Genomic DNA, 14,169 nt, shown 5'->3' with positions numbered 1-14,169 from the left:
GGAAACGCTGTGAACAGTACGAACGTCGAGGGTTGCCGGAGAGGGGAGGGGCCGAACCCCCTTCTGTCGGGTCGATTCGCTTCCCGAGCGGCCCCAGTGATGGCAAAATGACCAGCTGAAGGCGCCTCTCGGCCGGATCCGTTCATGGATCGCCGTGCCTGCGCCTCCCTCCATCACCCTGCTGACATCGAACACCGGTCGGCCCTCGCGGCGAGTCCGCACACCCATGGCGGATCTCCCACCGCGAAGTCCTCCTGGAATCCCCCGGACCAATACTCTGCGTCCTTCGACGTCTCCTCCCGGCCCGTTCCCGACGTGAATCGACCAAGGCATGCTGCTGACAGATACAGCGGTTCCAGTGGAGTCCGCCACCACACAGATCTGGCTGTGGGTATTGGCGGCGAGCACGATCGTGCTCCTGGCCGCGATGGTCCACACGACCCTGCGACTGAGAGAGGCCCGTCGGCGCGTGACCGAAGCGGCGCGCCGTGACGCCGGACTGATCGAAGAGGCCCGGGCCGCCGCCGCCCGCGCCGACGCCAGGGCCGACCGCCTACAGTCGGCTCTGGCCCAGCGAGACCACACCGCCCGTTCCGTGACCGAGGACCTGTTCCCCCAGGTGACACGACGGATCAGGGAAGGCGCCTCGACCGACACCGTCCTCGCCGAATTCGACTCCTCGGACGGCCTCGACTCCGCCACTCGACCACTGGTGGAAGCGGTCAGCCGATCGCTCTGGCGAGGACACCAACAGCGCCGAAGACTCCTCAGTGTGGTCAAGGGCTGCGCCGACCGGGCCCGCGCCGGTGTCGCACAGCTCCGCGCCGACGTGCAAAAACGCAGTGAGCCCTACTGGAAGTCCCTCGACGCCTCCGGGGCCAGTGAGCGGATGCGCGAGGACTTCATGGTCGTGGAGGCCGGTCTCTCCCGCCTGGAGATGCTCATCCAGCGCCTGCTCACCGTGGCCGAGGCCGACCGGATCGGCCGCAACTGGACCCAGCCCCTGCGCGTCGAACGACTGGTGCGCGCGGCGGTCGGCAGCGTGCCCGAGTACGCTCGCGTGCAAATGCACATGCCCACCACCCCTGTGGTGGTCGAGGGCCGCGCGGTCAACTCGATCATCCAGATCATGGCCGAACTGGTCGACAACGCCACCTCCTTCTCCGCGCCCTCCGAGGCCGTCGTGGTGCACTTCGAGAACACCGCGATGCGGCTCGGCGTGCACATCGACGACAGCGGTCTGGCCATGACCGAGGAACAACTGGCGGAGGTGCGCCGCCGTCTCGACCCGGCCCGGCCCCCGGACATCTCCGAGCTCTCCGCCAACCAGCTGGGTCTGCTCGTGGTCCGCCGGGCCGCCGACCCGTTGGGCATCCGGGTCGACGTGGCCCCGTCGCCTCGTGGAGGCACCCGCGCGACCGTGTGGATCCCGCGCAACGGGCTCCTGCGCACCGATGACGCGGCCGTGGCCGCTCCGGCTCTCGCCGCGGCCTCCTCCACGCCGGCGGTGGGCGCGAGCGCCCCGACGGTCCCGATCCAGTCCGCACCGGAACCGGTCGCCGACTCCGTCGCCACCACCTCGCTCCCCACCCTCCCGACTCGTGGCTCCGAGGCTCCGGCCGAGTCGCCCGTGAAGCCTCCGGCCGCACCCGCCGCGGAGGGCTCCGCCGAAAGCCCCCGGCACCTGCCCCGTCGGCGTCGCGGAGCCACCCTCCCCGAAGAGGCGGCCACGCCCAAGACCGTCGAGCCACCCCGGGACCGGGTGGCCACCAGCCTTCGGATCGCACAGTGGCACGCCCACACACGGCCGACACCGAATCCTGCCGCAGAGAATCGTGAGGACTCTTGATGCTGACCAACCTGACCTGGCTCATGGACAAGCTGCGCGAGCTTCCCGGAGTGCGTCACGTGCTCCTGCTGTCCACCGACGGTCTGGTCCGTTCGGCCGACAGCACCCTGGGGCGGGATGAGGCCGACGGCCTGGCCGCCTCCGCCTGTGGGCTTCTCGCCACGGGTGGTCAGGTCAACTCGGTGTTCGGCATCACCGACCCGGTCCGGACCGTCGCGGTGGATCTGGACCCCCACCACCTGTTGGTGATGGGGGCCGGTTCGGGGTCGGCGCTGGCGGTGCTCACCGACCTGACCAGTCCCTCCTCCGACCTGGGTGTGGTCGCCACGGAGATGGGTCGACTGGTGGAGCGTCTGCCGGAGCAGCTCGCCACGCCGAGCAGGCACAGTGGCGAGGTGGGCTCGTCGTGATGGACCCCGACGTGCCCGATGGCCTGTTCATGGTGGTCGGTGGGCGCAGCGGCACCACACTGAGGCTGGATCCCTTCGCGCTGGTGGTCACCGAACGCGCGGACACCGCGGGACTGTCCCTCGAACAGACCGACATCGTGCGGATATGCGATCGCCCGATCGCCCCCGCCGAGCTCGGTGCCCGCTTGGGGATCCCGTTGGGCGCGGTCACCATCCTGCTGGCCGACCTCGTCGACCGCGGACACATCGTGATCCGTTCCGCCGGCGGGTCCGCCGCCCGATCCGCTTCGGCGTACGCCTCCCCGGCCGACGACCGTCAACTCTTGGAGAAACTGCGTGTTGGGCTCATCAACCTCCCCCTATGAACCCCTGGCACCGTCCGCCGCGATTTCGATGAAGATCCTCGTCACCGGTGGTTTCGGGGTGGGCAAGACCACGATGGTGGGCGCGATCAGCGAGATCAAGCCGCTGACCACCGAAGCCGAGATGACCCAGGCCGGGGCCGGGGTGGACGAAGGTCTGGAACTGCGTCCGGACAAGACGACCACCACGGTCGCCTTCGACTTCGGTCGGATCAGCATCGACGAGCAGATCGTGCTGTACCTGTTCGGCGCCCCGGGACAGAAGCGGTTCCACTCCCTGTGGGAACGGCTCTGTCAGGGCGCGGTGGGCGCGATCGTGCTCGTCGACACCCGTGACGCGGAGGGTTCGTTCGCCGCGCTCGACCGGGTCGAACGAGCGGGCCTGCCCTACCTGGTGGTCCACAACCCCTTCGGAGACGAGGACGAGCGCTGGAGCCTGGAGGAGATCCGGACCAGCCTGGACATCGACCCGGATACGCCGCTGGTGCGCTGCGACGCCCGCGACCCGCAACAGGTGCGTACGGCCCTCGCCGAGCTGGTCGTGCACCGTCAGCAGATGCTGGAACAGGAGCCGGACCGATGAGTGAAGAGACCACCCAGCCCGAACACCCGCGCCTTCCGCCGCTTCCGGAAACGCACCGGAACGCGTTGAGCCTGCTCGACGAGCGGTACCAGCGGGACTCGCCCGGGCTGTTCGCCGAGATGCGTCGGCGGCACGGACCGGTGGTCCCCGTCCTGATGGCCTGGGACGTGCCGGCCTGGTTGGTGGTCGGTTACTCGGAGCTGCTCCAGGTGACCTCCGACTCCGAACTGTTCGCCCGGTCCTACCTTCGGTGGAACCTGGGGGAGTACCTGCCGCCCGAGTGGCCGATGTGGCCGCTGGTCGGTGGTGGTTTCGCCACGGAGTCGATGCTCTACACCGAGGGTGAGGAGCACCGGCGCCGTTCGGCGGTGTTGAGCGACGGGTTCGCCCGTGTCGACCAGTGGGAGTTCGAGGAGTTCTGCCGTAGGTCCTCGCAGCGATTGATTGACGAGTTCTCGCAGGCGGGTGAGGCCGAGTTGATCCTCGCCTACGCGCAACGGCTGCCGGTCATGGCCTTGGGCTGGGCGGTCGGCGCCCCGGAGGAGTTCCACGACGACCTGGTCACCGGTTTCCTCCTGCTCATGGGGGCGGTGGAGGGCGATCCCATCGAGGGGATGCGCATGGTCCAGGCCATCACCGAGGAACTGGCCGACCGCGCCATGCGCGAACCCGGGCCGCACATCGCGGCCCACCTGGCGCACAGTGGGCTGGGGCTGACCCGTGAGCAGCTCAGCGCGGACATCTTCGTGTCCATCATCGCCGGCCACCAGACCAGTGCGAACTGGATCGGCAACACCATCAGGTTGATGCTGACCGACCAGACGCACACCAACGCGCTCACCCGTGGTCGTCGTTCGGTGACCGACGCCGCCCGTGACGTCCTCAAGGACGACAGCCCCACCCAGATCTTCGCGGGACGTTGGGCGGTTCGGACCACCCAGTTGGCGGGTACGACCATCCAGGGCGGCGACCTGGTGCTGCTGGGTCTGGCCGCCACCCATCAGGACCCGCTGTTCCGTCCCCCCGGCCAGGAAAGGGAGCACCACCACAGTCGCGCCTACCTGTCCTTCTCCCACGGCTCCCACGGTTGCCCGCACACCGCCCGAACCCTGGCCGAGATCATCACGGTCACCGGTATCGAAACCCTCCTCACCCACCTCCCCGATCTGCATCTGGCCGTCCCCGCAGGCCAGTTGCGCTGGCAGCCCCAGGTCCTGATCCGGGCCCTGGAAGCACTGCCGGTCCGCTTCACCCCGCCTGTCACCTCCGTTGATCCCCTAGGAGACTCTCTGTGGCTCTGAGCCTGTCCAGACCGGTCCACCAGCTCGATCCCCTCAGCCCCGACCTGCACGAAGACGCCGTGAAAATGCGCGAGCACGGCCCCATCGTGCCGGTCTCTCTGCCCGGCGGCGTCCCCATGTGGGGTGTGGCCGGTGACGAAGCCGGGCGCAACCTCCTCAAGGACAACGTCCGCTTCACCAAGGACCCCGGGCACTGGAGAGCCCTCAACGAGGGGGAGATCCCCGAGGACTGGCCGATGATCAGCATCGCGGCCCCTTCCGGTCACTCGGTCGTGAACACCGACGGTGCCGACCACCGGAAGCTGCGCCGTCCCCTGGCACAGGCGTTGACCGCCCGACGTGTTGAGGCGCTGACCCCTCTGGTCACCTCCCTGGTGGAGCGCCTCCTGGAGGAGATGGGCAAGGCAGCGGAGGAGACCGAGGACGGGGTGATCGACTTCCGTGCGCGGCTCGCCTGGCCGCTGCCGATGGGCGTGATCGGATACCTGCTCGGCGTGGACGAGGCCGACCACGAGGAACTGGGCCGGCTGTACAGCGCCCTGTTCGACGACACCGCCAGTGAGGGGCGAAGCGCCGAGCTGGCCCTGCACGCCTGGCTGGACGCCCACGTGGCCAAGCTCGAACGCGAGCCCGGCGACGACCTGGTCAGCGCCATGTTGGCGCTGCCGGAGGAGGACCGCCTTCCTCGCGAGGACCTGGTCGTGACGCTGTACGTGGTGCTGGCGGCCGGCCACGAGACCACCACCCACCTGCTGCTCAACGCCGTGCGCGCGCTCAGTGCCCGCCCCGAGCAGCTCCGTCTCCTGTTGTCGGGCGAGGTGCCCTGGGTGAACGCGGTGGAGGAGACCATGCGCTGGGACTCGCCCACCGCCAACTTCTTCACCCGCTTCGCCACCGAGGACGTGGACGGGGCGGACATCCACCCGGACGCCGCGGGGGTGAAGATCGCCAAGGGCGACCCCGTGTTCGTCTCCTACATCTCGATGGGGCGCGACCCCGAGCGGTTCGGTCCCACCGCGGACGAGTTCGACATCCAGCGTGAGGGCGCGGCCCACAGCAACTTCGGGTACGGCGCGCACTTCTGCATCGGTGCGCCCCTGGCCCGCCTGGAGGCGGGTGTCGCCCTGAAGGCGCTCTTCGCCCGCTGGCCCGAGCTGTCGGTGGTCGGTGACGTGCCGCGCGCCCCCACGGTCGTGGTCAACTCGCATACGCATCTGAACGTGCGCCTGAAATAACATGCGCCTGAAGTAGGGCCGGTTCGATCGGGCCGCCGGTTCGTCATGGTCGATGACCATCGACGAGCGCGGCGGCCCACTCCTGGACACGTCGCAGTTGGCCCTCCTCCAAGGGCCCGGACCTGCCGTGGACGTGGAAACTCGGCCCCCGCGTGGGCCGGAACCCGCGCCGTTTCAGGGCCTTGGCGGCGGCACGGGCGGCGGAACCGCTGAGCCGCTTGGCGTGTGAGGTGTCGAAGGTGTGCACCGGCAGGTCCCGCGGGGTGAGCGAGGCGATCCACTCCCGCACACCGGGGCCCTGACCGTGTCCGCCCTTGTCCAGGGCCTGCTTTCGGGTGTTCGCGCTCGGTAGTGAGAAGTCGTGGGTGGGTGCTCCGACCAGGAGCAGATCCACGTCGATCGGGATCTCGGTGGGCGCCTCGGCGACCGGGACCACCCGGGCGGGTTCCAGGTGCTCGGCGAGGGTCCGGGCGACCTCGGTGGTGTTGCCGAAGTAGGACTCGACGACGATCAGTGTTCTCATGGGCCTTCCCGACAAAAAATGGGAGTCACTCTCAATAAATAGTGACTCCCACAGTGTTCGGGTGTCCAGGGACCCAGGTCCCTCGGGTGGTGGGTGCTCAGTCCCCGGGTTCCCGCTGTCGGACCACGGTCTCCGGGCCCGGGTAGATGACCCGTTCCTCACCATCGGCGAACCGCACCAGGTAGGGCGGGCCGTTCTGGGCTCCACGCACCTCGATGATCTCCGCCTCCTGCTCGCCGCGGGCACTGGCGACCCCGTGCGTGTGCAGAAGGTCCCCGACCGTCGCTCGCATGTGGTTCCTCCCGTCACGATGACTCGGGCACGACCACGACCTGGGACGCGTTCCGTGAATACCTGCCCTGCTGCGCGACGGGCAGCATCCACGGAACGCGCCTTAGGATGTTCGGGTGAACAAGGTCGCCCCTATCATCGCGTTCGTCGTCTTCATGTTGGTCTTCGTCGTCACGAGGACCCCCGTCCGGAACTTCCTGGAATCGTGGGTGGCCCTCGAAGGTGTCGTCCTCGGTCTGGCCTCGATGGTCGCCTCGGCGGCGCTGGCCGCCCTGGTCGCGGGCGCCATCCTGTACGTGAGCCGGATCTTCGAGCAGTGACCGAACGGCTGACGGCGATGGGTCAGCCGCTGCCGAGGTAGCCGTTCGGGTCGAGCACGTACTTGCTCGCCGCCCCCTTGTCGAACGCCTGGTAGCCCTCCGGGGCGTCCTCCAACGAGATCGCCACCGCGTTGACCGCCTTCGCGATCTGCACGCGGTCGTTGAGGATCGCCATCATCAGCTGCCGGTGGTACTTCATCACCGGGCACTGGCCCGTGAAGAAGGCGTGCGACTTCGACCAGCCCAGCCCGAAGCGGATCGACAGCGAACCCACCTTGGCGGCCTCGTCCGACGCGCCAGGGTCACCGGTCACGTACAGGCCCGGGATGCCGATGGAACCGCCGGCCCTGGTGACGTCCATGGCGTCGTTCAGGACGCTCGCGGGCGCCTCCTCGCCGGCCTTGTCCCCGCTTCCGTGCGCCTCGAAGCCGACCGCGTCCACCGCGCAGTCCACCTCCGGTGCGCCCAGGACCTGTTCGATGAGGTCGCCGGGGTCGCCCTCGGAGATGTCGATGGTCTCGCAGCCGAACCCGCGGGCCTGGGCCAGACGTTCCTTCTTGGAGTCGCCGACGATCACCACCGCCGCGCCCAGGAGCCGGGCGGAGGCCGCCGCGGCGAGACCGACCGGGCCGGCGCCCGCGATGTACACGGTCGACCCCACGGTGACCCCGGCGGTCACGCAGCCGTGGTAGCCGGTGGGGAAGATGTCGGAGAGCATCGTCAGGTCGAGCATCTTCTCCATGGCCTGGTCCCTGTCGGGGAACTTCAACAGGTTCCAGTCCGCGTAGGGCACCAGCGCGTACTGCGCCTGGCCACCGACCCATCCGCCCATGTCGACGTAGCCGTAGGCCGACCCCGGGCGGTCGGGGTTGACGTTCAGACAGATTTCGGTGCGCCTGGCCTTGCAGTTCACACATCGTCCACAGGAGATGTTGAACGGTACCGAGACCAGGTCGCCGACCTTGACGAACTCGACGTCGGGTCCGGTCTCGACCACCTCGCCGGTGATCTCGTGGCCGAGCACCATCCCCTCCGGGGCGGTGGTGCGGCCGCGGACCATGTGCTGGTCACTGCCGCAGATGTTGGTCGCGACGACCTTCAGGATCGCCCCGTGGGGAACCTTGCGCCCCACGTTCGCGGGGTTCACACCGGGGCCGTCCTTGAGCTCGAACTCCGGGTAGGCGATGTCCTGCACCTCGACCCGCCCGGGGCCTTGGTAGACCACTCCTCTGTTGCCGGTCATCTTCCCTTCCACCTCTCTGCCGCGTAGCGGCGAGGACCAACGTTCGTGGAACGCCCTCGTGTTCGGAGGGCGTCCTTGAGTCGTTTCCTGTGACGGGGGTCGCTAACCGGGACGGAAGGTCTGTTACGTGACGAGGAACCGGTGCCGGTTGCGTCATGATGTGTCGATGGGGTTACGAGAGCAGAAGAAGGCCGCCACACGCGCGGAGATCGGCCGCCAGGCGTTGCGACTCATCCGGGAACACGGGTACGAGGCCACCACGACCGAACAGATCGCCGCCGCCGCGAACGTTTCTCCGAGCACGTTTTTCCGGTACTTCCCCACCAAGGCCGAGGCGGTCCTGGTCGAGGACGTCTTCCCTCGGGTGTTCGCCCGCTTCATGGACCGGTCCGACGGGCCCCCGCTCACGGAGGCGCTACGGGCGGGGATCCGTGAGGTCTACGGCGGGATGGAGGAGGCCGAACGGGAACAGGACCGCGAGCGGCGACGACTCCTGTTCTCCGTCCCCGAACTGCGCGCGACGCTGATGGACCGGTACGCGACCGGGATCGAGGAACTGTGCGACGCCGCCGCGGCACGTACCGGCCGGGACCGGAACGAACCGCGGGTCCGGGTCTGGGCCGGGGCGATCATCGGCGCCCTGGCCTCGGTGTCCGCAGGCCTTGAGGACGGGGCCGAGGGGGCCGACTTCGCCGACCGACTGGACGAGGCGATCGGTCTGCTTGAGGAGGGCCTCCCGCTCTGAGCATCGGGCCCCGGGGCGTACCGCTACGCGGCCGCGGCGATCATGTCCACGCAGCGCGCGAAGTCCGCGCCCACCCGGTGGGAGACACCCGTGTAGCAAAGGATGCGCTCGGTGGTGGTCTTGCCCGCGTCGATGTGGGCCATGATCCCGATGTTGCGAACCTTGGCCAGGTCCAGATGTGTGGTGGCCATGGTGTACTTCCTTTCCTCGATCGTCGGGGCGACCATTTCGGGCGGTGCGCGCATGCCTGGTGGGCCGTGGGTGCGGCCTGCCGCCGAGACCCCGGTCATCGCGAGGCCCCGAGTGGGCGTAGAGCTTTCCTGCCCCGGGGCTCCACGGGTTTTCCGGGCTTCTTGGGGCCGAAGTGGTGGAAGTGATCAATGGCTCGGGGAGAAGGGAACGGCGGTGATCGAATTCCGGTGGCCGTGTTCGGCCAATGGTCGTCGAAAACGAGGAATTCGCCATTCCTGTGCGTAACATCTCTTTCCCACGGGAGGCCGGGTTCCAAGGGAAGACCCGCCCTCGTGGTGGACCGATCGGGCCACGCGCGGACCGGTCGGTGTGGGTGTGTACGGGCGCACCCGTGGTGAAGGGTGTCCGGCGGGGTGTGGGCCCGGCCGGACACCACTCCACGGCCGGCGCCCCGGGGTGGGGTTCACCACCTGGGACGGGGCCGGCGAAGCCCGATGGTCGGATGAAACACTTCCTTCATGCTCGGCGTCACCGACCTGCCCACCTACCTGGCAGGACTCATCCTCATCGTGCTCATCCCCGGGCCCAATTCGATCTACGTGCTCTCCGTCGCCGCGCGCGGCGGGACCAGGGCCGGCTACACGGCCGCCGCGGGGGTCTTCACCGGTGACGCCGTGCTGATGCTCCTCGCCGCCGCGGGCGCCGCCACGTTGTTGCGGACCAACCCGGTGGTCTTCGCGGTCATCAAGTTCGCGGGAGCCGCCTACCTGGTGTGGATGGCGATCGGTATGCTGCGCACCGCGTACGCCATGTGGACCTCAAGGCATCGGCGCGCCGAAGAACAGCGTGCCGCCGACGCGGCCCCGAGCCCCGCCATGGGGGAGCGCCCCTACCGCCGGGCCCTGGTGGTCTCGCTGTTCAACCCGAAGGTGATCCTGTTCCTGATCTCCTTCTTCGTGCAGTTCGTCGACCCGGCCTACGCCTACCCGGCGCTGTCCTTCCTGGTCCTGGGTCTGCTGATGCAACTGGTCAGCTTCGTGTACCTGTCCGCCCTGATCTTCGGCGGCACCCGCGTCTCCGCGGCCTTCGGACGCCGACGGCGTCTCTCCGCGGGCGCGACCTCGGCGGCGGGCGCGCTGTTCCTGGGGTTCGCGGTCAAGCTCTCCTTCAGCACCGTCTAGGTAGAAGTGGGTAGGCGGTGGCCGGCGAAACGGCGATGTGGCGGCGCCCCTCGTGTTCCTAGCGTGGTTCTCCCAATGGACGACCACGAAGGGACCCCATCGTGCTCACAGCACGCGATCTCACCAAACGCTACGGGCCGCACACCGCCGTCGACGCCCTGAGCGTCACCGTCGAGCCCGGACGGGTCACCGGATTCCTCGGCCCCAATGGTGCCGGGAAGTCCACCACCATGCGCATGTTCCTGGGATTGACCCGACCCACCTCCGGGCTGGCCTTGGTGAACGGTCATCGCTACGAGGACCTGAGGTGGCCCGCCCGTGAGGTGGGCGCGCTCCTGGACACGAGCGCCGCCCACCCCGGTCGGACCGCACGCGCCCACCTGAGGGCCAAGGCCCACGTGTGCGGACTTCCCCGTCGACGGGTCGACGAGGTCCTCGGTGAAGTCGGGTTGACCGGGGTCGCCGACCGCAGGGTCGGCGGCTACTCGCTCGGGATGCGGCAACGGCTGGGGGTGGCCGACGCCCTGCTCGCCGACCCCGGTGTGCTGCTCTTCGACGAGCCCGTCAACGGCCTGGACCTGGACGGGGTGCGCTGGATGCGAGACCTCACCCGCCGGCTCGCGGACGAGGGCCGGACCGTGTTGGTCTCCAGCCACCTGATGAGTGAGATGGAACAGGTCGCCGACCGACTGTTGGTGGTCGGCCGGGGCCGTTTGGTGTCCGACGCCTCCCTGGAGGAGGTGATCGCCACCTGGTCGCGCACCCACGTGGTGGCCCGTGTCCTCGGCGGCGCCCGGTTCCCCGAACGGTTGGCGCGCGAAGGCCGGGTCGAGGACCTCGGCGACGGGACCCTGCGGGTGTTCGGGGTTCCGGTGGAACGGGTCGGTGACCTCGCGCACGAGGTCGGTGCGCGAGTGCACGGTCTGTGGACGGAACGCGCCTCGCTCGAACAGGCCTATCTGGAACTGACCGGCGCCGACGTCGAGTACGAGGCCCGAACCCGCGAGGAGGTGCGCTCATGAGGTCGTCGAGCGAGAAGGCGTCACCGCCGAGGTCACCACGGTGGCGGTCGCTGCGCAGGGAGATCGCGGCCGAGTGGGTCCGCCGTTCCGCGCTGCGCTCCACGTGGTGGTGCCTGCTGGCGGCGGTGGTCGGGATGACCGCCTTCGCGGGGCTGATGGGCTGGTCCCAGCTCAGCCAGGCACTGGAGAACCCCATCGCCGGTGACGGGGTGGAGTTCGCCCGGCTCACCTCCCAGGGTTACTTCTACCTGGTGCAGTTCACCGTGCTGGTCCTGGCCGCGCTGGCCGCCACCGACGAGTTCGGCAACCGGAGCATCGTGGGGACCCTGACCTGGAATCCGGATCGGGTCGTGGTGCTCACCGCCCGCACCCTCGTCACCGCGGCGCTGGCGTTCGCCACGGCGATCGTCGCCGGGCTGGCCGGGACGGGGATCCTGGCGGCGCTGCTGGCCTCGTACGTGACCTTCCCGCTCGGGGACGTCCTGGCCACCGTGTTCGGCGCCGGGGTGTGCATGGCGCTGTTCGCCGCCCTGTTCGTCGGGATCGGAACCGCCCTGCGGGGGACCGCGAGCACCATCCTGGTGGGGTTCCTGCTGCTGTTGGGGCTGCCGCTGGTGATGCAGCTGTCGGGGGTCGACCTGGTCGACGACCTGGCCGCGTTCACCCCGGGCCTGGCCGGTATCGAGTTCTACGCCGCCGGTGACGTCGGGTTCTACACCGCGCCCTTCGACGGGCCGATCAACGTGGCCGTGGTGGTGGGTTGGACGGTCGCGGCGCTTCTGGTCGCCTGGTCCGAACTGCGGGCACGCGACGTGTGAGTCCTAGGGCGTGGCCCGCCTCCGTGGGGGCGGGCCACGCCCTATGAGGTCAGTCGATGACCTCCATCTCCGGGAACTCCGCAGACGGCCCGGACAGGAGCGGTTCCTCCGTGCCGCGCAGGTGGGCGTCGAAGAAGGCGAGCAGGTAGGCGCGCTGGGCGGCGATCGAGGTCTCGGGATCGATCGGTCCGATGTTTTCGAGCCTGCCCTCCCAGGACCGCCCGGACAGCCCGTGCCGGGCCTCCAACGCCGGCAGCGCCCACTGGTCGTCGCTGTAGGAGTTGTGCTCGCCGTCGGCCATGTACACCTCGAAGAAGGGCCCGGTGGAGGCGGACCGGAACAGTTCGAGGTCAGGGTGGTGTCGGCTGTGGTGCGGTAGGTCCGCCCCGGTCAGTCCGGCGCCGAAGTACGCGAACGGGCGATCCACCCCTTGGGTGGTCACGTCCGCCCATGCCTCGTCGCCCACGTGGTAGGCCATGCTCCCGTCCAGGTTCGCGCCGGCGGCGACCCGATCGTCCACCAACATGACCTCCCCGGTGGTCAGCCCGCCCGCCGAGTGCCCGAACATGCCCACCGTGTCGATGTCGGTGACCTCGTCCAGGTACGGGGGCAGGAGGTCGCCCTCCTCCAAGGCGTCGAGGACGAAACGAGAGTCCAGGGTCCGCGTGTCGATCGCCTCCCGGTAGGTGGGGGTCTCCCGGTCGGGGTAGCTCTGTCGCAGCACTCGGCCGTCGGGCAGGTCGACCGCGGCGGATTCGTAGGGGTGGTCCATGGCCACCACCAGGTATCCGTGCGAGGCGAGTTCCTCCAGGTTGGCGGCGTTGGTGTACCGCGACCCGCCGAACCCGTGCGAGTACAGTACGACGGGCATGTCCTCCGTCCCCTCGGCGACCGGCGCGTCCTGGAGGGCGTTCGCGGTGGCGGAGGCGGCGTCGACGGCGCCGCGCGGCACCCCGGCACCGTAGAGGGAACCGGTCAGCACGTCGCCCACGGAGGGGGACACGTAGGGCGCCGGTTCGGCGGCCGGGGTGTCCTCGGCCGGGTACCAGAGACCGACCATGAGGTCGCGTTCGGTCTCCCCCTCCACCCACGGGTGTCCCCGGGAGGTGTCGACCAGGTGGGCCTCGGTGCGTCCCACGGCGTAAGGGCCGGTGGGTTCGGGTGGAGAGGGGGCCAGCGGATCTCCGGTCGTGACGGCCGCGTGGGCGGCGGGCACGCAGAAGGACGCCACCAGGACCAGGGCGGCGGCGGAGTGGATGAACCCGCGTCGGAACGCGGACGGACTCGGAGCTGGATTCGTGTCGACCATGTCCGCATCCTGCGACGCGCACACCCTCGGGCGCATCGCCTGAGCGACAGCGCCCGACTAGTCACTAAGGGGTAGGTGACGGGGGCGGCCGACTCGTCAGTCGGGGTCGACCAGCCCGGCCTCGTGCGCCAGTACCGCGGCCTGCACGCGGTTGCGCAGGTCCAGGCGGGTGAGGATCGACCGGACGTGCACCTTGGCGGTGCCCGGCGCGATCGCCAACCGGCGCGCCACCTCGTCGTTGGAGCAGCCCTCGCCCAGCAACGCCAGCACGTCGCGTTCTCGATCGGTCAACGCGCTGACCCGTTCGCGGGCGGACGCGGCGCGCGACAGCCGGCCGTCACCCGCTCCCAGTTCGTCGATGACCCGACGGGCCACCTCGGGTGACAGGTAGGCGCCGCCCTCCACCACCGCGCGCACCCCGGACACCAGTTGGTTCGGGTCGCCCGACTTGAGTACGAACCCGGCCGCGCCCCCGGACAGCGCCCGGGCGATGTAGGCGTCCTCGGAGAAGGTGGTGAGGATGACCACGGACGTACCCGGGTACTCGGCGGTGATGGCCTCGGTGGCGGCGAGTCCGTCGGTGCCGGGCATCTGCACGTCCAGCAGGGCCACGTCCGGGGCCAGTTCGGCGACCAGGGACACCGCCTCCGCGCCGTCGGCGGCCTCGCCCACCACCTCGAACCCGGGGACGGTCGCCAGGATCGCCCGGATCCCCGCGCGCATCATGGCCTCGTCGTCGGCCAGTACCACCCGGATCGTCGCGTCACCGTTCGTCTCGCTCACCG

At 69.4% G+C, this 14,169-nt stretch carries 16 protein-coding genes and 1 pseudogene; 11 read left to right on the top strand and 6 right to left on the bottom strand.

Annotation, left to right across the window (positions count from 1 at the left end; translation table 11 throughout):
- Positions 1 to 331 precede the first annotated feature (331 nt).
- The 6 genes from BQ8420_RS07375 to BQ8420_RS07350 are packed head-to-tail and all read left to right on the top strand — an operon-like array spanning position 332 to position 5,740.
- Positions 332 to 1,849, top strand: coding sequence for an ATP-binding protein (locus BQ8420_RS07375; protein ID WP_087097065.1), 1,518 nt, complete (start codon positions 332 to 334; stop codon positions 1,847 to 1,849).
- Positions 1,849 to 2,259 carry a roadblock/LC7 domain-containing protein gene (locus BQ8420_RS07370; protein WP_087097064.1) on the top strand — a complete coding sequence of 137 codons (411 nt, stop codon included), beginning with the start codon at positions 1,849 to 1,851 and terminating at the stop codon, positions 2,257 to 2,259. Before BQ8420_RS07375 ends, BQ8420_RS07370 begins: the two co-directional genes overlap by 1 nt.
- Positions 2,259 to 2,624: a DUF742 domain-containing protein gene (locus BQ8420_RS07365; protein WP_235005985.1), complete on the top strand. Its 366-nt coding sequence runs from the start codon at positions 2,259 to 2,261 to the stop codon at positions 2,622 to 2,624. Before BQ8420_RS07370 ends, BQ8420_RS07365 begins: the two co-directional genes overlap by 1 nt.
- 28 nt (positions 2,625 to 2,652) lie before the next feature.
- Complete coding sequence (locus BQ8420_RS07360) at positions 2,653 to 3,204, top strand: ATP/GTP-binding protein (RefSeq protein WP_235005978.1); 552 nt, start codon at positions 2,653 to 2,655, stop codon at positions 3,202 to 3,204.
- Positions 3,201 to 4,505, top strand: a complete 1,305-nt coding sequence (locus BQ8420_RS07355) for a cytochrome P450 (protein WP_087097061.1) — start codon at positions 3,201 to 3,203, stop codon at positions 4,503 to 4,505. Before BQ8420_RS07360 ends, BQ8420_RS07355 begins: the two co-directional genes overlap by 4 nt.
- The gene (locus BQ8420_RS07350) at positions 4,496 to 5,740 is read left to right on the top strand and encodes a cytochrome P450 (RefSeq protein ID WP_087097060.1); all 1,245 of its coding nucleotides are present in this window, start codon (positions 4,496 to 4,498) and stop codon (positions 5,738 to 5,740) included. The genes BQ8420_RS07355 and BQ8420_RS07350 overlap by 10 nt, the downstream gene beginning before the upstream one ends.
- Positions 5,741 to 5,783: 43 nt before the next feature.
- On the opposite strand, the gene BQ8420_RS07345 is transcribed toward BQ8420_RS07350, so the two are convergent.
- Positions 5,784 to 6,263, bottom strand: coding sequence for a hypothetical protein (locus BQ8420_RS07345; RefSeq protein WP_087097059.1), 480 nt, complete (start codon positions 6,261 to 6,263; stop codon positions 5,784 to 5,786).
- A gap of 97 nt (positions 6,264 to 6,360) precedes the next feature.
- Positions 6,361 to 6,555, bottom strand: coding sequence for a DUF1918 domain-containing protein (locus tag BQ8420_RS07340; RefSeq protein ID WP_087097058.1), 195 nt, complete (start codon positions 6,553 to 6,555; stop codon positions 6,361 to 6,363).
- 115 nt (positions 6,556 to 6,670) lie between these two features.
- Here BQ8420_RS07340 and BQ8420_RS07335 point away from each other — a divergent pair, with 115 nt between their 5' ends.
- Positions 6,671 to 6,874, top strand: a complete 204-nt coding sequence (locus tag BQ8420_RS07335; protein ID WP_087097057.1) for a hypothetical protein — start codon at positions 6,671 to 6,673, stop codon at positions 6,872 to 6,874.
- A gap of 22 nt (positions 6,875 to 6,896) precedes the next feature.
- Here BQ8420_RS07335 and fdhA read toward each other — a convergent pair whose 3' ends face one another.
- The gene (fdhA, locus tag BQ8420_RS07330; RefSeq protein ID WP_087097056.1) at positions 6,897 to 8,117 is read right to left on the bottom strand and encodes a formaldehyde dehydrogenase, glutathione-independent; all 1,221 of its coding nucleotides are present in this window, start codon (positions 8,115 to 8,117) and stop codon (positions 6,897 to 6,899) included.
- 166 nt (positions 8,118 to 8,283) lie between these two features.
- Between fdhA and BQ8420_RS07325 the strand changes: the two genes are divergently transcribed.
- Positions 8,284 to 8,862 (top strand): TetR family transcriptional regulator, encoded by a 579-nt coding sequence (locus BQ8420_RS07325; protein ID WP_087097055.1) that lies wholly within the window; start codon positions 8,284 to 8,286, stop codon positions 8,860 to 8,862.
- Between the two features lie 68 nt (positions 8,863 to 8,930).
- On the opposite strand, the pseudogene BQ8420_RS07320 reads toward BQ8420_RS07325, so the two are convergent.
- Positions 8,931 to 9,053 (bottom strand): annotated as a pseudogene (locus BQ8420_RS07320) (GTP-binding protein); the annotation flags it as partial.
- A gap of 519 nt (positions 9,054 to 9,572) precedes the next feature.
- On the opposite strand from BQ8420_RS07320, the gene leuE reads away from it, so the two are divergent.
- The 3 genes from leuE to BQ8420_RS07305 all read left to right on the top strand — a co-directional run bounded on the left by leuE (position 9,573) and on the right by BQ8420_RS07305 (position 12,075).
- A complete protein-coding gene (leuE, locus tag BQ8420_RS07315) occupies positions 9,573 to 10,235 on the top strand; it encodes a leucine efflux protein LeuE (protein WP_087097054.1) in 663 nt (220 codons plus the stop codon).
- Positions 10,236 to 10,336: 101 nt separating this feature from the next.
- The gene (locus tag BQ8420_RS07310) at positions 10,337 to 11,257 is read left to right on the top strand and encodes an ATP-binding cassette domain-containing protein (RefSeq protein ID WP_087097053.1); all 921 of its coding nucleotides are present in this window, start codon (positions 10,337 to 10,339) and stop codon (positions 11,255 to 11,257) included.
- Positions 11,254 to 12,075 carry an ABC transporter permease gene (locus BQ8420_RS07305; RefSeq protein WP_087097052.1) on the top strand — a complete coding sequence of 274 codons (822 nt, stop codon included), beginning with the start codon at positions 11,254 to 11,256 and terminating at the stop codon, positions 12,073 to 12,075. The genes BQ8420_RS07310 and BQ8420_RS07305 overlap by 4 nt, the downstream gene beginning before the upstream one ends.
- A gap of 49 nt (positions 12,076 to 12,124) precedes the next feature.
- Here BQ8420_RS07305 and BQ8420_RS07300 read toward each other — a convergent pair whose 3' ends face one another.
- Positions 12,125 to 13,384 (bottom strand): alpha/beta hydrolase, encoded by a 1,260-nt coding sequence (locus BQ8420_RS07300; RefSeq protein ID WP_087097051.1) that lies wholly within the window; start codon positions 13,382 to 13,384, stop codon positions 12,125 to 12,127.
- A gap of 96 nt (positions 13,385 to 13,480) precedes the next feature.
- Positions 13,481 to 14,167, bottom strand: a complete 687-nt coding sequence (locus tag BQ8420_RS07295) for a response regulator transcription factor (protein WP_087097050.1) — start codon at positions 14,165 to 14,167, stop codon at positions 13,481 to 13,483.
- Between the last annotated feature and the right edge of the window lie 2 nt (positions 14,168 to 14,169).

Origin of the sequence: Nocardiopsis sp. JB363 (assembly GCF_900143625.1) — a bacterium.
In the GTDB taxonomy this organism is placed as follows: domain Bacteria; phylum Actinomycetota; class Actinomycetes; order Streptosporangiales; family Streptosporangiaceae; genus Nocardiopsis.
This window is presented reverse-complemented; position numbering and strand designations above follow the sequence as displayed.